Here is a 19,427-nt window from a genome sequence, read left to right on the forward strand (position 1 = left end):
AAGGAGATTACACTCCAGGTGGAATTGTAAATGTTTTAAATCACAAAAAAGAATTCATAGGAAAAGGCTATATAAATTTAAAATCCATGATAACAGTAAGACTATTGACTCGGGATATTCATGAAGAAATAGATGAAGAATTTTTTAGAAAAAGAATTAAAAGAGCCTGGGAATACAGAAAAAAGGTTATGGACAATTTAAACTCCTGTAGAGTCGTATTTGCAGAAGCAGATTTTTTACCTGCTTTAATCGTGGACAAATTTGGTGACTATCTCGTTCTTCAAACACTTTCATTAGGTATAGATCGATATAAAGAAACAATAGTAAAGCTTCTTGTTGAAATATTAAATCCCAAAGGAATTTATGAAAGAAATGATGTAAATGTAAGAGAATTAGAGGGCCTTCCACAGCAAAAAGGTTATTTGTACGGCAAGTTTGACACAATGCAACAATTTGAAGAAAATGGAATAAAATTTTGGGTAGACATTGAAAATGGCCAAAAGACTGGATATTTTTTAGATCAAAAAGAAAACAGAAGAGCAATTCAAAATTACGTCAAAGATGCAGAAGTTCTTGATTGTTTCAGCCACACTGGTTCATTTACAGTACATGCCCTACACTATGGAGCAAAAAGAGTCGAGACAGTCGACATCTCTGAGGAAGCCATTGAAATGGCCAAAAAGAATGTAGAACTCAATGGTTATCAAGAAAGATGTAATTTCGTATGTGACAATGCCTTTGATTTGCTGAGGAAATACGACAAAGAAAATAGAAAATTTGACACTGTAATATTAGACCCTCCTGCCTTTACAAAAAGCAAAGAAACTGTAAAAGACGCATTAAGGGGATACAAGGAAATAAATTTAAGAGCATTAAAAATTCTAAGAGAAGGAGGCTTTCTCATCACCTGTTCTTGTTCACAGCACATAAAACCTGATATGTTTTTAGATGTCATTAAAGAAGCAGCCAATGATGCTAAAAGAAATGTAAGACTTGTAGAACAACGTACTCAATCAAAAGACCATCCAATATTATTAGCCTCTGAAGAAACTCAATACTTAAAGTGCCTAATTCTACAAGTCTTATAAAAAAGAACACTTTCCCTATTTTTATCATATTGTGTAATAGTGAAAGTGTATAAATGAGGTGAAAAAATGGAGAGGCAACAATTAGGCTCCAGGCTTCTATACGAGGGTACCGTCGGATACGATGTCCTTCAGCTTCAAATGATTCTTCAAAGTTTAGGTTATGACCCTGGTCCAATAGACGGCATTTTTGGGCCAAGAACCAAAAACGCCGTCATGAGATTTCAAAGAGACAATGGTCTTAAAGTGGATGGAATTGTAGGACCAGAAACAATGAGAGTTATAAATATGCTCATACCTTAAAATTTCCTGCTTCCCGGCTTTACAAGAGGAATGCCTTCTTTGCAAAGAGGACATTCCTCTTTTTCATATGTCTCAACATACAAACTTACTACAGACTTAAAAGGAACTTCAAAATTTACCTTTCCGTCGCTTCTATCAACTATACTTCCAACTCCTATAACATTGCCTTTTAAAGAATTGACTAAATTTATAACCTCTTTTACAGAACCTCCTGTAGTAACAACATCTTCTACCACTAATACATTTTCTCCTTCTTTGATTTCAAACCCTCTTCTTAGCTTCATCACCCCTTCTTCTCTTTCTGCAAAAAGAGCTTTTGCTCCAACTTGACGAGCAACTTCATAGGCCAATATAATTCCTCCAATTGCAGGCCCTATTACAACATCTATTTCGTGGCCTTTAAATTTTAATGCCAATTCTTTACTAAAAATTTCGCTGTATTTAGGATATTGAAATATTTTCGCACACTGCAAATAGGTATCGCTGTGTTTTCCTGATGTCAATAAAAAATGTCCTTTGTTAATTACTCCTAACTTGCTAAAAATCTCTAAGACTTCTTCTTTTTCCATTTTCTCATCCCCTTTAATCAACCTTTAAAGAACCTATAATCTCATTTATGTCTTCTATATTGTTTAAAACCATATATTGTTTTATGCCCTCAATAACTTCAATTGTGCAATTGGGATTCACAAAATTACAAGTGCCAATTGCCACTGCCTTCGCCCCCGCAATCATAAACTCTAATGCATCTTTAAATGAACTTATACCGCCCATACCTATAACAGGAATTTTCACGGCTCTCGCTGCCTCATACACCATCCTAAGGGCAATAGGCTTTATAGCAGGTCCAGACAAACCCGCAATCACGTTCTTAAAAACAGGGGTTCTTGTATCAATATTTATAGCCATTCCTGCAATTGTATTAATTAAAGATACAGCATCTGCTCCTCCATCTTCTGCTGCTTTAGCACAAACTCCAATATCTCCTACATTTGGAGTTAATTTTACAATGACAGTTTTTTGTGTAACTTTTTTTACTTCTTTTGTTATATTAAATATATCCTCAGGATTTATTCCAAAAGCCATACCACCTTTTTTTACATTTGGACAGGAGACATTTATTTCAATTCCATCAACACCATCTATATCAAGCTTCTTTGCCATGTAAGCAAATTCCTCAATGGTTTCTCCTGCAATATTTACTATTACAGCAACATCATAATCTCTTAAAAAGGGCAGCTCTTTCTCAATGAAAGCATCTACACCCGAATTTTGAAGCCCTACACTGTTTAGCATTCCACAAGGAGTTTCATAAACTCGTGGAGGTGGATTACCTTCTTTAGGTTTTACTGTAAGTCCTTTTACAACTATTGCCCCTAATTGATTTAAATCAATATATTCTCCGTACTCTCTTCCAAACCCAAAAGTACCTGAAGCTGTCATCACCGGATTTTTTAACTTAAGTCCCCCAACTTCAACTTGTAAATTCAAAACTCCACCTCCTCTGCCCAAAAGACGGGACCATCTTTGCACACTCTTTTGTACGCAAAACCACCATCTTTTTTCACTTTGCAAGCGCATACAAGACAAGCTCCTATGCCACAAGCCATCCTTTCTTCTACAGATATTTGACAAGGAATGTTATTTTTAAGAGAAATATCTTGTAATATCTTTAGCATAGGTTTTGGTCCACAGCCATATATTATGTCAATCTTATCAATTATATCCTCAATTACTTGTGTCACCATTCCTTTTTTCCCAAAACTTCCGTCCTCTGTCGTGACAATAACTTCTCCCAAATTTTTAAACTCTTCTACAAGAAAAGTTTCACTTCTAAATCCCAACGCAATATACAATTTTTTTGCTTTGATTTTTTTAGCAATGTATAGAAGGGGAGGAATGCCTATTCCCCCTCCTACTATTAAAACATTTTTGTCCTCCCTTATCTCAAAACCATTTCCATGAGGTCCTGTTACCTCAATTATCTCCCCACTTTTCATTTGAGATAAATTCTTTGTACCTTCCCCTTTAACTTGGTACACAATTGTCAAGGATTTGTCCTCAACAGAGCATACGCTAATAGGCCTCTTTAAAAAAGTCTTGCCTTTGCAGTCTACCATCACAAATTGTCCTGGGTGTGCTTTCTCATACCACTCAAATACCATTTTATAAATACCTGTGGCTATCTTTTCATTAGACAATATCCTGGTTTCCATTTTTCACCTCAACAAGCGATGTATTTTCTTTTAACAAGCCCATTGTTAATCATACCTGTCATAAGAATTACTTCTGCTCTCGCCGCTTGTGCATACTCATATTCAGAATATACATCTTTCCAGTAAGGAGTTTGATATGCATAGATAACGCTCCGTGAAGAATTTATTATTGCGCCAAATCCATTCTCATCAAAACAATCCATTATATCTTCAACAGTCCCCCCTTGTGCCCCATAGCCTGGCACTAGAAAGAAGCAATTTGGCATTTCCTTTCTTAGCACTTTTGCCTCTTCTGGATAAGTTGCCCCTACTACTGCACCTATAGAACTATAGCCATATTTCCCAATTGCTGAATTTGAAATTCTATTTATCATTCTTGCAACACTTTGATATACATACTCACCCTTGGTAGTTTTTATATCCTGTATATCTTTAGAACCTTTGTTAGAAGTCTTGACAAGTGCAAATATACCCTTATTGTATTTAATCGCATCTTCTACATAAGGCATTATAGTGTCTTCACCCATATAGGGATTTACAGTAATAGCATCAAACAACTGGTTTTGCAAATAAGCTTTTGAATACATTTTTGCAACCTCTTGTATATCTCCTCTTTTAACATCCGCTATTACCATAAGCCCTAAACTTTTGGCGTATTCCGCAGTTTTAAAGAAAGCTTTAAATCCTTCTATCCCATAAGCTTCATAAAAAGCCACTTGGATTTTGACCGCAGGTACAATATCGTAGACTGCATCTATTATACCTTTATTAAAAAGGTATAAAGCTTCAGATATGCCTTCAATATTTTCTCCTTTTCTCTTAAAAGCAACGTCTTTTATAAATTGTGGAGTTTTTTCAATTCTGGGGTCAAGCCCCACTACAACAGGGCTTTTCTTAGCTTTTATACTCTCAATTAATTTATCAATAAACATCTACACCATCCTCTTATTGAAAATTTATTCATTTTATTGTATAAATATTTATTAATAATTATACCTCAACTTTTTCTGTTTTTCTATCCTTTTTGTATTTTATTTCTCCTTCCACTATCGTACAATCCACAACTCCTTTTAGCCTCATACCATGGAAAGGTGTGTTTTTCCCTTTTGATTTAAATTTATCTTTGTCAACTACATACTCTTCATAAGGGTCTACAATTACAATATCCGCTATCGACCCTACCTTTATCCCACTGGATATACCTAATATTTTCGCAGGATTTATACTCATGTAATTGACTAACTCTTTTATGGTTATTTTACCTGTCTGTACAAGGAAAGTATTTATCACAGAGAAGGCTGTCTCTAAGCCCGATATTCCAAAAGCAGCCATGTCGTAAGGTACTTTTTTGTCATCCTTAGTGTGAGGGGCATGGTCTGTCGCGATTGCATCTATTGTGCCATCTTTCAATCCTTCTATTAATGCTTCTATATCCTCTCTTGTCCTTAAGGGTGGATAAGCTTTTGTGTTTGTATCGTAATTGTAAACTGCTTCATCTGTCAAGGTAAGATTGTGAGGAGTCACTTCAGCAGTTATTTTCACTCCCTTTTCTTTCGCTTCTCTTATAAGTTCGACACTTCCCTTTGTTGAGATATGTGCGATGTGAAGCCTTACACCAGTTGACTTTGCAAGTATAATATTTCTTGCAAGCATGACTTCTTCTGCTTCTCTTGGTATGCCTTTTAATCCTATCATTGTTGAAATTACTCCGCTATTCATTACACCTTCTCCACTTAAGGCTTTGTCTTCACAGTGAGTTATCATAAGAAGGTCATACATTTTTCCGTATGTCATTATCCTCTTCATAAGCCCTGCGCTCATTATTGGAAAACCATCATCAGATAAGGCAACAACCCCTGCTTTTTTAAGTTTTGCCATTTCGGTTATCTCTTCGCCTTTCATTCCCTTTGTCATGGCTCCTATAGGCAGTACTTTTACAACTCCTTCTCTTTGTGCAATGCTTTTTACATATTCTACTACTATTTCATTGTCTATAGGAGGATTTGTATTTGGCATGCAGGCAACAGTTGTATACCCTCCTGTTGCTGCCGCCTCTGTCCCTGTTTTAATAGTCTCTTTCTCTTCAAATCCCGGCTGCCTTAAATGGGTGTGCATATCAACAAAGCCCGGAAGTACATATTTTCCTGTCGCATCAATCACTATCCCGTCTGAGACTTGTATATTTTTATCAATCGCTTTTATGATACCATAGTCTATCAATATATCCGCTGTGGCTTCACTTCCAAATCCATCTATTACCGTACCGTTTTTTATAATCATCCTCATTTTAATTTCTCCTTTCACAAAGTATTTTTAAAAGTGCCATCCTGACAGCGACACCGTTTGTCACCTGTTCTTCTATAACAGAATACTTGTCATTTGCTGCTTCTGACGTAAGTTCAACATTTCTGTTTATAGGCCCTGGATGCATCAATATCGCATCAGGTTTTGCAAGTTTCATTCTTTCCTTATTTATCCCAAAATACTCTCTATATTCGTCAATTGAGGGAAAAAGACCGCTTTTTTGTCTTTCCAGCTGTATTCTAAGCCCCATCACCACATCTGCTCCTTCTATTGCTTCCTCTACATTGTAGTAAGCCTTGACTCCTAATTTTTCTATTGCAGGTGGCATCAAGGTTGAAGGGCCTGCAACTCTCACTTCCGCCCCCATCTTTTTAAGTCCCCATATATTTGACCGTGCAACTCTGCTGTGCATAATATCTCCTATTATTGCCACTTTTAATCCTTCAAAGCTTTCTTTCTTTTCTCTGATTGTCATCATGTCCAACAAGGCTTGGGTGGGATGTTCATTTATACCATCTCCTGCGTTTATGATAGAGGCATTTGTGTATTTTGCCATAAGATGCGGCGCTCCACTCATGTTGTGTCTTGTTATTATCACATCCGCCTTCATCATCTCAACAGTCCTTATGGTATCTATTAAAGACTCCCCTTTAGCCACACTGCTGGTTGCCACTTCTATATTGCCGTAATGGGCTCCTAAATACTTTGCTGCCATCTCAAAAGATAGTCTTGTCCTCGTGCTAGGTTCGAAAAAAATCGTCACAACTGTCTTTCCCTTTAGTATCTGTGAATATTTTTCTCCATTTAGAATTTTTTTCATCTCCTTTGCAGTGTCTAAAACTTCTAGTATTTCTTCTTTCGATAAATCCTTAATGCCTAACAGGTCTTTTCTCTTCACATTACCTTCCTCCTTTTAAAAAAAGAGTAGTAACCACATCACAATAGTGTGAAATGGTACTACTCTTTTTGTATAAAATATTCTCTTTTGTTAAAATTAGGGTTCTGAATTTTGGCATAAAAAATCCTCCCTTTTTAGAGTTTAATACTCCGGGAGAATATCTATCATTCTCCCTTTTTAGCCTCGCTGGGCTAAATTAAAGGTGCTACTTTTCAGTTATTACAACTCTGTTTACTTTGTCTACTTCCTCCAACATTACATTTACTATTTCATTTTTTGATGTTGGAACATTTTTACCTACATAATCTGGCTTTATAGGCAATTCCCTATGCCCTCTGTCAATTAGTTCTGCCAGCTGTATCGCTTTAGGTCTTCCTAAGTCGATAATTGCATCCATAGCAGCCCTTATAGTCCTTCCTGTGTATATCACGTCATCCACTAATACCACTATTTTACCTACTACATCTACACCTATATCTTTTTTCTTCACTAAAGGCTGTTCAAGGTCTGTCGTGAGGTCATCGCGATATAAGGTGATATCCAGCGACCCTACTGGAGGCTTTTTCCCTTCAATTCGCGATATATACTTCGCTATCCTTTCTGCTAAAGGCACTCCTCTTGTCTTAATACCTACCAAAACCACATCTTCAATGCCTTTATTCCTTTCCACAATTTCATGGGCTATTCGTATGAGCGCTCTGTCTATAGCTTTTTCATCCATTATCTCTGCTTTTATCTTCAACTTCACAACCTCCACAAAAAAACTTCTTGCACTGACAAGAAGTTTTTTATGCTACATTATGGTAACCTTGCCAGCCTCACAGGACTGCTTAAAGAACTTTGCTTTTTTATATATTATCACATTCTTTTTAAATTGTCCATAGGAATATTTAAAAAAAATAAAAATTGTGCTAAGATGTTAGTATTGACACCAATATTAAAAGAAGGATGTGACAAAATGGAAGTAGGAAAAGTACCTGTAGAAATACTAAAAAGAAGTGTTTTCCCATATCTCGGAGTTAAAAGAAAAGAAGTTTTAGTCCACTCCCAATTAGGAGAAGACAGTAGCATAATCGATTTCGGCGAATACGTGGCGGTCCTTTCAACAGACCCCATAACAGCAGCAGAGAAATTAAGCGGCTTTTTATCTGTCATAATATCCTGTAATGATTTAGCTTCTTGTGGCGCAAAGCCAATTGGAATATTATCAACTATACTACTGCCCGAAGGCAGTGATGAATCTGTACTCCATAATTTAATGGAAGAAATAGATAAAGCAGCAAAAAAGCTCAACATAGAAGTTTTAGGAGGCCACACAGAAATAACCACTACAGTAAACAAGCCTATTATAAGCACAACAGCAATTGGCATGGCTAAAAAAGGTGAGTACATAACCACAAAAGGCGCAAAAATAGGCGATGATGTCATAGTTACAAAAGCTTTAGGCCTTGAAGGCACAGCAATTTTAGCAACTGACTATGAAGATTTGCTGCTAAAGCGCTACGATAAAGATTTTATCTTAAAAGCACAAAGTTTTATAAACGAAATAAGTGTCATAGAAGAAGGACTTATTGCAGCACAAAATGGTGCAAATGCAATGCACGATATAACAGAAGGAGGAATATTAGGAGCAGCCTATGAAATCGCAGAAGCATCAGGCCTTGGCATTGAAATATATGAGGAAAAATTGCCAGTACGCCCTGAAACAAAAGAAATTTGCCGTTTTTTTGGCATAAACCCTTTAAAGCTCATATCCAGCGGTTCAATGATAATTACTGCCAGTGATGGAGATAAAATAGTCAAATCTCTATCTGAAAAAGGAATACAAACTACAATAATAGGTAAAATTATAAAAGAAGGGAAATATTTAATAACATCAAAAGGAAAAGAAGAAATAACTCCACCAGAGCGAGATGAGATATACCTTGTCAATAAAGATAGGATTACCACTTAATCCTCAGCTTGTTGACAAAGTCAAAAATTTTTAAATAGGATATTTCGCATCGTCACTCCGATGTTCCAAAGCGACAAAACTAAACTCGACCTTCGGGCTCCGGCAGGGTACCGGGCACATTCGACATCCTTGTCTTAGTGCCCGCCTCTGCCATCCGTGGCTACGGCCCTGCCTCCACCCTCGGTCTCGTTAAGTTTTGTTATCGCTTTGTCACAAGTCGTGCCTTATGCAAAATATCCTATTTTCGAAAATTTGTCTACAGTCTGAGGATTACCACTTAATCCTATCTTTATTTATTTCTCAAAATCTCTATCAATTTTTTAAAATACTCAGGAAGTGGAGCTTCAAACTCCATGTAAACTCCTTTTGTAGGATGCATAAATCCTAAAACACTTGAATGTAATGCCTGTCCTTCCAACTTAAACTTTTGCCTCTTAAAGCCATAAACATGGTCTCCTACAATAGGATGTCCTATATAAGCCATATGCACTCTTATCTGATGAGTCCTACCTGTCTTTATAACCGCCTCTACTAATGTATTTTCTTTAAACCGCTCCAAAACTTTGTACAATGTAAGAGCATATCTTCCATCCTCTATTACAGCCATCTTCTTTCTGTCAACAGGGTGCCTTCCTATAGGTGCCTCAATTTTCCCCTCTTCATCTTTTATAACTCCCTCTACAATAGCAACATATTTTTTAAAAACACTTCTCTCTTTTATTTGATTAGAAAGGCTTATGTGGGCCTTATCATTTTTAGCAACAACCATCACACCAGAGGTATCCTTATCAAGCCTGTGAACTATACCCGGCCTTAAAATGCCGTTAATTCCCGATAAATTTTTACAGTGGTAAAGAAGTGCATTAACAAGTGTACCGCTGTAATTACCCGGCGCCGGATGCACTACCATTCCCTGTGGCTTATTTATCACAATTATATCATCGTCTTCATAAAGAATATCCAAAGGTATATTTTCTGGCAGTACATCAATTTTCTCTGCCTCTGGGATATTTACAACAACCTCATCATTCTCTTTTACCTTATAACTGGGCTTTACCGTTTTACCATTTACAAAAACAAGCTCATCCACAATCAATTTTTTAATATAAGACCTTGTGTAATCTAATTCTGCCGCAAGAAAAACGTCTATTCTCTTTCCCTCATCCTCTTTTTCTCCTTGCAAAACTATCTTATCTACTATGTTCATCACATCACGCCTTCTCCTTAAAAATCATAAGATATCCTAATATAATAGCTCCTATAACTATAAAAGAATCTGCAACATTAAAAACCGCAGGGAAAAATTTAAAATCAATAAAGTCTACAACATATCCCAATCTAACTCTGTCAATAAGATTTCCAATAGCGCCACCTAAAATCATAGCAAGTGTATAATTATACACACTATTCCCTGGCAGTTTAATCATAGAATAAATTAGCACAGCCCCTACAATTACTGTTATAACTATAAAAAAAAGAGTCTTATTCTGAAGCATACCAAATGCCGCACCTTTATTCTCCACATAAGTAAGATGAAAAAAATTCTTTATAACCGGATAACTTCCTATAAGCATAAGGTACTTCACTGCAAGATACTTCGTCAATTGGTCAAGAAAAACCACAAAAGCTACAATAACTATCGCCAATGCCAATTCCTCCTATGTATTCATTTGTTTTTCTAACCATATTGCTGTACGAATATATTATACAGAAAAATTACAAATTAAACTATAGCTTAATTTATAATTAAACTTTCTGCAAAATATTAATCTATGTCTGTAATGAATAATTAAAATTAAATATTTCCTTTAGACACAAAGAATATTCTAAATTTTATGCAAAACAAGCCATCCAATATAAGGCGCTTATTGCCTTAGATGGCTAAAAAAACTGATTAATTTTCTAGTCTATAATCTAATTATTTAATTCATACTCTCTTTTCAAAATAGAATACATCTTCATATCCCAAAATCTCCCTTTTATAAAAACTGTTTCTCTCAATATCCCTTCAAACTTCATACCAACTTTTTGCATTACTCTCTCAGAAGGTATATTTTCCACCTTGCACCTTGCCTGTATTCTATTAAGATTCAACTTTTTAAAGCCAAACTCTATTACTTTTTTAACTGCCTCTGTCATAAATCCTTTATTCCAGTATTTTTTGCCAAGCACATACCCTATTTCTCCTGTCATATTCTTTTCATCTATAAATACATATCCACATGTTCCAATTAATTTGCCATTTTCTTTTAAATATAATCCCCAGTCTGAAGGCTCACTATTTGCATATTTTGACAACAAAAGATTAATAAACTTTACAGAATCCTCAATACTTTTATGATATTCCCATGATACATATTTTGTAACTTCTGGATCCCTTGCGTATTCAAACATGTCTTCCGCATCTTCTAAACTTATTTTCTTTAATATAAGCCTTGGAGTCTCAAGAACAGGTTGATAAAACTTTTCCATATTTTTTACTTCCTTCCTTAAAAATATATACAATTAATTTTCACTTACAAATTCAGCAAATAACCATTTTTCTTGAGCCAGTCTTCCTGCTTTTTATAATCCGGCATTAACATCTTTACTTTTATCCAGAAATTCTTTCCATGATTTCTTTCTTCCAAGTGTGCAAGCTCATGCACAACAACATAGTCTATTACAGAAATAGGAGCCATTATAAGTCTCCATGAAAAGTTTAAGTTTCCATTTGAAGAACAAGAACCCCACCTTTTTTGTGCAGACGTAATATTTATCTTATTGTATTTTAAATTACTCTTTTGTGCATACCACTTGACTCTTTCAGATATCTTCTTAAAAGCTTCTTTTTTATACCAATCAATAAAAACCTCTTTTGCTTTATTTAAAAAATCCCTTGAAAGATAAAAACCATCTTCAAGCTTAAGAGGAACCTCCTGATTATCTACTATATACAGCTTATAATACTTACCAAGATATAAAAACCCTTCCCCATTCACAAATTCCTTTTTTAAAGCTTTAGGACCCCTTGCCTCTATCTCCTTCTTTTTCTCCTCAATCCACCTTGAATGCTTTTGTATCACATCAAAAATCGTCTTTTCATCTATACCAAAAGGTGCTTTCACTATAAGAGTAGCATTATCTGTAATCTGCAATGCTATTGTCTTTCTTTTTGAACGTATTATTTTCTCAATCTTTATGTCTAACATAATTTCACTTCCTATAATGGTGATAAGATACTTAATTCTTTTTTAAATATACTACATCTTATTTCTTATCCTCTTTATAATTGCATTGGGTCTTTTTGAAAATTCTTCTATAGGTATTTTGTCTCGTAAAATATCATCTTTATAGATATTATAATAACCCTCATTTATAAATATCGTTAAATTCCCTATTTTAAAGCCTGTTATTTTTGTATTTTCGTCAATCACTTTACTATTAATATTGACTTTTAAAAATTCTTCTTGATGCTCATACAACCTCTTAAGTTCCAAATAAAGTCTATAGTCTTCTTTTGTTTTTATACAAAGTTCTGATACATTTTTTGCATTCTTAAGAAGAAACAAATTAGTATATATACGATTCGTAACTCCAAAAGAACCACAAGTAATAGGTCTTTCAAGCTTTTTCCATTCTTCTATTTCAAATTTCACATATAACTCATCAGAATCCTTTGGTATTTCTTTTATATCTTTCCTTTTTACTATTTCAAAACCTTTTATCCTCCCATAATAGTGTATCCCAGCTTCTTTATCAAATTTTTTGATTGACTGGTATATCGCAACATATTTAAACTTCATACCGCTAGACTTAATATTTTTATAAGGTATATGATAAAAATTATATTTGAGATTTATATCAAGCTGCTCTTTACTTGACAACGGAGCAACAAGTACTTCTTTATCATCAAACTTTACTTGATCAATGTATTCATATGTACCACCTTGAAAAACTGAATCTTCAAAAGCTGACTCAAAAGAATTATTTATAAGGTCATCTATGAATTTCTCAACAAGCTTAGTAGAACCAGGTAAAAATGGCAGTCCTCCCACATTAACTTTTTCAATACTTTTATAAAAATGATGTTCTTTATATTTTTCTTCGTCAGAATATGGAAACAATACAAAAGCCCCGAAAACCATTCTCTCAAAATTTTTATTATTTTTATTTTCATACACAACGGCATCACGGTATCTATGCATAGTGTTTATATCCTCTTCTTCCGGACCTGGAGAACGATATTTATTATAATAATCTGTATCAACAACTGCAGGATTTATTTTGTATTTTGCATCAAGTACATATTTAAATATAGTATTTGATCCAACTTTACTCAACGATAATATATTATCAGGCATTTGAGGTGTAGTTGGGATATTATCATATTTAAATTTCTTATTGTACACTAGGGAATATATCTCCCCATTTTTTGGATTTTGATATTCAACACGAGTCTCCTCGCCTTTTGTCAAAGTAACAGTAAGTCCTCGATTATTAAATTTAATAATACCTTGCTTTACAAGACTATATTTTTCTCTCAATATTGAATTAAGTTTGATAAAACACCAATATTCATATAATATAGCCAAATCTTTCATAGATATTTTAAAAATGTATTCCCTTATCATAAGTCCCTTTAAAAGCATAATATAATATTTATAAACATCCTTGTATCCTGGCGCCATATTAAGCACAAGGGAAAGTGAATTCATAGTATATATATCTCCAACATCTTTCAAAAAACTGTAATTTAAATGCCTTCCAAGCTTATATATCATCGCTTCAATGCTTTTTTTAATATTTTCATCAACAATACTTGATTCTTTTTCATAATTTTTCTTAACTAAATTAAGCTTTTTTATTATAGATTTTATAATGTATTTTACCAATCTGTTTTCATATGTATCATAGGTAATAGAACTCTTTACAGAGCAAACTTTGTCAACTATTATTTCCCCATTAATGTTCTTCACATATTGAGGATGCTTGTTAATCCATTTTATTCCCTCTCTGTCAACCCTTTTTGCAGTATAATATTTGAGTATTTCCCTATCTTTTTTTAATACATGATGGGGCATATTTAGCACAATCATGATCGATTTATTTAACTTATCAAACACTTGATTTATAATCGCAAAAAATTCAGTGAGGCTGTTTCCTACCTTGTTTTTAGTCATGCTATAAAAGTATGTCCTTTTATAAAAATCAAATATAAGGTTGTATAATTCATTGTTAATATCTTGTAAAAGAGCATAATAATCCTTTTGATAGTCAATTTTAGAAGGAAAAACCTCAATAGTTACCTTTAGATATTCTCGATTATTCACTAGCATAATAAGCTCTGAATATCCAATATCATTTTTAAAATTAATAATACCTGATAATACTCTTTTGGAAGCACCTACAAAACGTACTTTGTTCCTAATATTTATATTCTCATGCCAAAATGACACCTCATCATCAGTTTTTTTCTCAATCACAATTTCATAATTTTGCTGTTCATAAAAAAGAGGATAACTATCCCCCGTATATGACACCAACTTATCCTCTATTGGCGAATAAATTTTAGCAGTATATTCTGTACACGAGATATATATTTTTGCCCTTACGTTTTCATTGATATTTAAAGCTCCAACATTAGGATGATAGGGATTGCCTTTTATTGAAAAATCAAATTTCGGAGTAGATATATAAAGCAGGTCAACATCAGAGCCAGTATGACGTAAATCCATCTTCTTCATATCTCCTTACCATATAAATAATTTTTTCTGCTGACCTTGGATATACACAATTATCCATATCTTTAAGCATCTTATCACTAACATCCATATCCTCATAATCATACTTGGCTTCATAATTGCCAGAACATATTTTAAATAATTCGACAAGTATTTTCTTTATACTGATACTGCTTCCGTGTATCCTGGGCAAAATCTTTTGCAATATTTCTAAATCCATCGCTTCATCAAAATCCATTAAACCATTTAACTCATTGTATATCATATAAAAACTTATTTCATCTCTCACCCTATAACCAAAATGCAAATTTCCTTCTCTTAGAACATCATTAATTTTTTTTAAAACCAAAATCACATCATCAATAATTTCCCTATAATCAAGACAATCATTTAATGTTAAAAATTCACTCTTCAAAAAACTATTGTTTAATACTTTTTCAGTAATTTCTTCGATATCTCCAACAAAATAATCGAGGTTTACATCAGAAAACTCAATAACATTTGCTCTATCAAGCACTTTTTTGCTAAAGGGAAACGTAGTCTCATCCATATTAACAGTGCCAATGAAATATAAATTTTCAGGTATGTACAAATTGCCATATTCATGGAAAGAATTTTCATCTAACAGTTCTTTGATCAAAAGGGGATCTGTAACAATTCTATCGCCATCCTTTTTTCGTGACTCTATAATTGAAAGAATATCGCTGAAATAATACTCTACACGTGCAAGGTTCATTTCATCCAATACAAAAAAGTAAGGTCTATTTATATCGTTTATAGCCTTTTTTATAAAATTTGTTAAAACACCAGGATGAAATTTATTATGCATATCTTTGTAACCTAATAATTCCGTAGAATCTGACCAGTCGGGTCTTACAGGTACCAACATAAATCGTCCATTCTTGGTATTGCAACCGATAGCCTCCGCAAAAAGTCTTGCAAGTTTGCTTTTCCCAGTACCTGAAATACCAGCAAGAATTAAAAATGGCTTTGACTTCAAGGATAAATAAAAATTTTCTATTAACTTATCATTGTAGCTAAACCCATGATTTTTTATGTAACTTTTTATGTAATCAAGTTCATCTTTGACGTTATAACTAGTATCGTTGTCAGGTATATAATCTTCCTCATTTTCATATATTTGTTCCTTATCTTCACCGCTTAAAACAGAAACATTTTTATAAATATTTATCAAATCATGAAGGTCATTTTTTAATGTTTCATCATCTGGTAAATCATTATTCTCATATTTTTTATAAAATATTGTCCCTTTTTCATAAAATTCATTGCCAATTGATAAATTATTATCTGTATTCCATCCCTTTGCCTCCATTTTACTCCTTATCTTTAAAGCAAGAGATAACATTTTTTTAATGGCCACAAGTTTACCATATTTATCTTTTAACTTAGTATAGCCTTGATTCAAAGTTAAATATAGCCTTTTCATATCAGAAGAAAATAGATAAACAATATATACCCCTTCCATTGTAGTTTGTGTAATATTTTTGTCCATAATAGCAACCCAAGGAATTTCTGCCCAGTTACCTTGACCATTAGAGCCTTTAATAAAATATTCATCACCTATAAAATCAAATTTTTGTATCTCCTGAGGTATTTCTTTTCGTAATATATCTCCTATTCTATTTCCTTTAAATGGCTGTGAGGTTCTTGCTTTTATATAATTATCCATAACCTCTTTAAAAAGAGTCTTTAGTGACATTTTTATCTTACCTTTCTCAAAAATATAAATTTCTCTAGTTATTATTCAAAATATCCCATTTTTATTTAATTAAACACTTTATATATTTCGACATGTATTTTAAAAATTCCTTCTTAAGCCTCTTTTAACTTCCTTTCACTACATTATTTTTTTGTATACTTCTATTTACAATATCTTTAAATCTTTCATAGCTATTGACCCAATCAAAAACTACATCACTGGATACGGTGGCAAAATGTTTACGGGCACATTCAATTTTGGCTTTTTCCACATCGGTTAAATTAACTCTTTCTTTATCAAATTTTGACTCTACAATAAAATACAACTTTGCTCTATGATCATCAACTTTATGGATTATTGCCCAGTCAGGGGTATAATTTCCATAAGGGGTTTCAATTACAAGTCCTCCCTTTTTTAATTTTGTGAAGAGAAGAACATCAGGATCTTCATCAAGGCTTCTAGCAAATTCATACTCCCCATGGCTATCTACACGGATATATTTCTGGAGAGCTTTTCGGTATTCTTCTTTTGTTTTATATGCTTTTTTAGCACTTTCATTTAGCATCCATTGTTCAATTTCATCCACAGCAAAAATATTCTTCTCTTCAAACACAACTCCATCCAAAACCTCATATTCTATATTCTTAGCCTGGAATTCATTCAATTTATTCTGGAGAATCTTAATTACTTCATCTAAAATCTCTTGTTTCTGCAATAAAATTTTATTTTCTAAAGCTGAATAAATTCTGATTAAAGCTTTCCTTGGCAAGAAAGTTTGATGCATGAGATAATTTATTATTTCAAAATCACTTTTATTATTTTCTATTGCTTCTGTTCCAAGATTAATTGTAAATTTAGCAGGATCATGTATTTGCAACTCATTAGATTTTTTGAAATCTATACCTCCTGTTGCTACTTCATATTGACGATAAATAGATTTATAAGTAAGATGTTTATTGATTTCTTCTATACTTTGTTTAATAAACTCCTCTTTATCAATGTTTACATGGTAAATTGTTCTTTTGTTTATTCGTTCACGTAATTCTGCTAAAAGCTTTTGAAATTCTTTTTCCGTTACAAAACTGTTATATCCATTTTCCACAGGTTCTTCATCACCATTTTTAATCTCAATTCGCTTACTTCCTTTTGCTTTCATATTTTCTATAAATTTCTCTTTAATAGCTTCCTGATACGGTTGTAAAATTGCATTTGTAAAATCATAATATATTATCTCTGCTGCATCTTTCGTTAGTTGGTTAGTTTTAGCATTAATAATTCCAGCATTAATAAGTTCAGTCCTAAAAGCTTCTACTGTATCTGCCACAAGAAATTCCTCTGGAATCCCAGCGTCTGCCAAGGTTTGATAAATAACTTCAAAAGTAACTTCTTCCTGATCTAGTCCTTCCTCCAATCTAAAATCTTTTTGCAAGGCTTCAGCGAAGTGATCGTAATAGTCATTGGCAATTACAGTCAAAACATTTATTTCACTGTCAAAACACCGGTTTCCATAAATATCCACTGGCAGTCGCAAGCCTCGTCCTATTTCTTGCTTTTTAGCAATTTCTGAACTTCCTTTTTTTAATGTACACAGTTGGAAAACATTAGGGTTATCCCAGCCTTCTCTTAAAGCTGAATGAGAAAAAATAAATGCCAATGGTTCATCAAAAGAAATTAGTTCATCCTTTTTCTCTAAAATAAGTTGTATTCCACGTTCAATATCTTCCTGAGATTTAGCTTTTACCTCTAATTCATCTTTCCCCCAGTCCCAATCCTCTATCTCAGTTTCATTATTTTTCTTATCCCGTGCAAAATAACCTTCTCTTACCTTTTGCACATTTTTGTATTCAGGAAATAAATCAGGATATTTTTTAAAAAGTTCATTATATCTTGGATCTTTAATTACTTTCTCATATTCCTCATCAAAAATGCGGGCATAAATTCCTCGGCCGTCAGGTGCTTCACTATCTCTAAAATTTTTAACCCGATCTATAAAGAAAAGGGACAAAACTTTGATTTTATAGCCTTTTTCTAAAATTTTTAGTTGCTTTGTTAAATGCGTTTGTATAGTTAAACGGATTAATATTCTGATTAAGTCCAGTTCATCTAAGTTATAATTATTTTCTCCTTCTTTTAATATTAAGATACCTTCCTTATAACCAATTTTCAATCCGTTAATTTTGTGCGGGTCTTCCAATACAATCATATCTCTATATTGGGATAATTCTCCGGATAATTCATAAAGGCTTACCCCTTTTTGCACATTGAAGGTACGTAATTTAACCTGCCCGCCCGGTTCACGATAGAAAATTTCAATTTTTGCTTTTAAGTCCCGGGTAAATTCTATATAGCGAACATAAGGGTAGTCTTTACTGATATTGCCATAAACAGTTTTAACCTCAATTTTCTTTACTAAATCCTGTTTATAAGCCTGGTACGAATCAAGTTTATATACTTGATGGTAAAGCTTTTTATGAGTTGCTGAATACCTTAAAATGAATAGCGGATCCAATTCTTCAATAGCCTTTAAAGAAGCACTTTTCTTTTTCCCATTTCCTTCAAGTCGCTGTGGTTCATCTATAATGACAATTGGTTTAGTATATTTTATTAGGTCCCACAAAACTCGCCCTCTTTCATCTTCTCTGCGAATTTTATTGCTGTCTTTATTAAATGCCTGTATATTCATAATTACAATGCGTAAATCCCTAGCTTCCACAAAGTCCATTAACTTATTTAAGTTATTTGAATCATAAACGAAAGCATAATTTGAAATGTCAAGGTCATAAAGGGTTTTTAAATGTTCTTTCAAAATTTCAATATTTTTTTCTACTCCTTTACGAATAGCCACTGTAGGCACTACAATTATAAACTTTAAAAAATTATAATTTTTATAGAGCTCCAAAATAGTCCGCAAATATACGTAAGTTTTACCAGTACCTGTTTCCATTTCTACAGAAAAATTATATATAGGCTGTAAATCAGCAGAGGGAAATAGCATATTTTGCGTTTGTATTTCTCGTAAATTTTCTAGAATAACATTTCTTCCTATGTCCAATCTATTCCTTATAATTTCCTCAGATATACGTCCTATATGTCGGGTTTTCCCACGATAAATTACATCTCCCAGCTCCCGATCTTGTCCTCTAAAGAGGGCTACAACTGAGTTGATAGCTTTCTTTTGGTATTCTAAATTATCATCAAAGTTAAATATAACTTTCCTTGTCATT

Annotated in this window: 17 protein-coding genes (1 of these 17 running past the window's edge); 3 read left to right on the top strand and 14 right to left on the bottom strand. The window is 33.3% G+C overall.

From position 1 onward, the window contains the following. Together TETH514_RS09120 and TETH514_RS09125 are read left to right on the top strand one after the other, a co-directional pair. On the top strand, positions 1-1,088 hold the 3' portion of the coding sequence (locus tag TETH514_RS09120; protein WP_009052448.1) for a class I SAM-dependent rRNA methyltransferase. The gene continues 88 nt to the left of window position 1, outside the view; 1,088 of the gene's 1,176 nt are visible here — the last part of the coding sequence; its start codon lies off the left edge, out of view; the stop codon is at positions 1,086-1,088. Positions 1,089-1,154: 66 nt separating this feature from the next. After that, positions 1,155-1,388: a peptidoglycan-binding protein gene (locus TETH514_RS09125; protein ID WP_003868407.1), complete on the top strand. Its 234-nt coding sequence runs from the start codon at positions 1,155-1,157 to the stop codon at positions 1,386-1,388. On the opposite strand, the gene pyrE is transcribed toward TETH514_RS09125, so the two are convergent. From pyrE to pyrR, 7 genes are all read right to left on the bottom strand, one after another. Continuing rightward, positions 1,385-1,957: an orotate phosphoribosyltransferase gene (gene pyrE / locus TETH514_RS09130; RefSeq protein ID WP_012268739.1), complete on the bottom strand. Its 573-nt coding sequence runs from the start codon at positions 1,955-1,957 to the stop codon at positions 1,385-1,387. The genes TETH514_RS09125 and pyrE overlap by 4 nt on opposite strands. Positions 1,958-1,970: 13 nt before the next feature. Next, the gene (locus tag TETH514_RS09135) at positions 1,971-2,879 is read right to left on the bottom strand and encodes a dihydroorotate dehydrogenase (protein WP_009052450.1); all 909 of its coding nucleotides are present in this window, start codon (positions 2,877-2,879) and stop codon (positions 1,971-1,973) included. Next, complete coding sequence (locus TETH514_RS09140) at positions 2,876-3,604, bottom strand: dihydroorotate dehydrogenase electron transfer subunit (protein WP_009052451.1); 729 nt, start codon at positions 3,602-3,604, stop codon at positions 2,876-2,878. The genes TETH514_RS09135 and TETH514_RS09140 overlap by 4 nt, the downstream gene beginning before the upstream one ends. An 8-nt stretch (positions 3,605-3,612) precedes the next feature. Next, entirely contained in the window at positions 3,613-4,536 is a 924-nt protein-coding gene (gene pyrF / locus TETH514_RS09145) for an orotidine-5'-phosphate decarboxylase (RefSeq protein WP_003868403.1), read from the bottom strand. Positions 4,537-4,594: 58 nt separating this feature from the next. Further along, positions 4,595-5,890 (bottom strand): dihydroorotase, encoded by a 1,296-nt coding sequence (locus TETH514_RS09150; protein ID WP_003868402.1) that lies wholly within the window; start codon positions 5,888-5,890, stop codon positions 4,595-4,597. A 1-nt stretch (position 5,891) separates the two neighbouring features. Then, the gene (locus TETH514_RS09155; protein ID WP_003868401.1) at positions 5,892-6,806 is read right to left on the bottom strand and encodes an aspartate carbamoyltransferase catalytic subunit; all 915 of its coding nucleotides are present in this window, start codon (positions 6,804-6,806) and stop codon (positions 5,892-5,894) included. A 205-nt stretch (positions 6,807-7,011) separates the two neighbouring features. Continuing rightward, the gene (gene pyrR / locus TETH514_RS09160) at positions 7,012-7,548 is read right to left on the bottom strand and encodes a bifunctional pyr operon transcriptional regulator/uracil phosphoribosyltransferase PyrR (RefSeq protein ID WP_003868400.1); all 537 of its coding nucleotides are present in this window, start codon (positions 7,546-7,548) and stop codon (positions 7,012-7,014) included. A 216-nt stretch (positions 7,549-7,764) separates the two neighbouring features. Between pyrR and TETH514_RS09165 the strand changes: the two genes are divergently transcribed. Continuing rightward, positions 7,765-8,760, top strand: a complete 996-nt coding sequence (locus TETH514_RS09165) for an AIR synthase family protein (protein ID WP_009052452.1) — start codon at positions 7,765-7,767, stop codon at positions 8,758-8,760. Positions 8,761-9,049: 289 nt separating this feature from the next. Here the strand turns inward: TETH514_RS09165 and TETH514_RS09170 are convergent, their stop codons facing one another. The 7 genes from TETH514_RS09170 to TETH514_RS09200 all read right to left on the bottom strand — a co-directional run bounded on the left by TETH514_RS09170 (position 9,050) and on the right by TETH514_RS09200 (position 19,426). After that, complete coding sequence (locus TETH514_RS09170; RefSeq protein WP_009052453.1) at positions 9,050-9,967, bottom strand: RluA family pseudouridine synthase; 918 nt, start codon at positions 9,965-9,967, stop codon at positions 9,050-9,052. A 4-nt stretch (positions 9,968-9,971) separates the two neighbouring features. Further along, positions 9,972-10,406 carry a signal peptidase II gene (gene lspA, locus TETH514_RS09175; RefSeq protein WP_009052454.1) on the bottom strand — a complete coding sequence of 145 codons (435 nt, stop codon included), beginning with the start codon at positions 10,404-10,406 and terminating at the stop codon, positions 9,972-9,974. A gap of 268 nt (positions 10,407-10,674) precedes the next feature. Then, positions 10,675-11,232, bottom strand: a complete 558-nt coding sequence (locus TETH514_RS09180) for a GNAT family N-acetyltransferase (protein ID WP_006570348.1) — start codon at positions 11,230-11,232, stop codon at positions 10,675-10,677. A gap of 44 nt (positions 11,233-11,276) precedes the next feature. After that, positions 11,277-11,951: a M48 family metallopeptidase gene (locus TETH514_RS09185; RefSeq protein WP_009052455.1), complete on the bottom strand. Its 675-nt coding sequence runs from the start codon at positions 11,949-11,951 to the stop codon at positions 11,277-11,279. Between the two features lie 51 nt (positions 11,952-12,002). Further along, positions 12,003-14,477, bottom strand: coding sequence for a DUF2357 domain-containing protein (locus TETH514_RS09190; RefSeq protein WP_009052456.1), 2,475 nt, complete (start codon positions 14,475-14,477; stop codon positions 12,003-12,005). Next, positions 14,452-16,173 (bottom strand): MrcB family domain-containing protein, encoded by a 1,722-nt coding sequence (locus tag TETH514_RS09195; RefSeq protein ID WP_232195818.1) that lies wholly within the window; start codon positions 16,171-16,173, stop codon positions 14,452-14,454. The genes TETH514_RS09190 and TETH514_RS09195 overlap by 26 nt, the downstream gene beginning before the upstream one ends. Positions 16,174-16,327: 154 nt before the next feature. Further along, the gene (locus tag TETH514_RS09200) at positions 16,328-19,426 is read right to left on the bottom strand and encodes a DEAD/DEAH box helicase family protein (RefSeq protein WP_009052458.1); all 3,099 of its coding nucleotides are present in this window, start codon (positions 19,424-19,426) and stop codon (positions 16,328-16,330) included. Position 19,427: the final 1 nt, after the last annotated feature.

The organism is Thermoanaerobacter sp. X514 (genome assembly GCF_000019065.1).
Classification (GTDB): Bacteria; Bacillota; Thermoanaerobacteria; order Thermoanaerobacterales; family Thermoanaerobacteraceae; genus Thermoanaerobacter; species Thermoanaerobacter pseudethanolicus.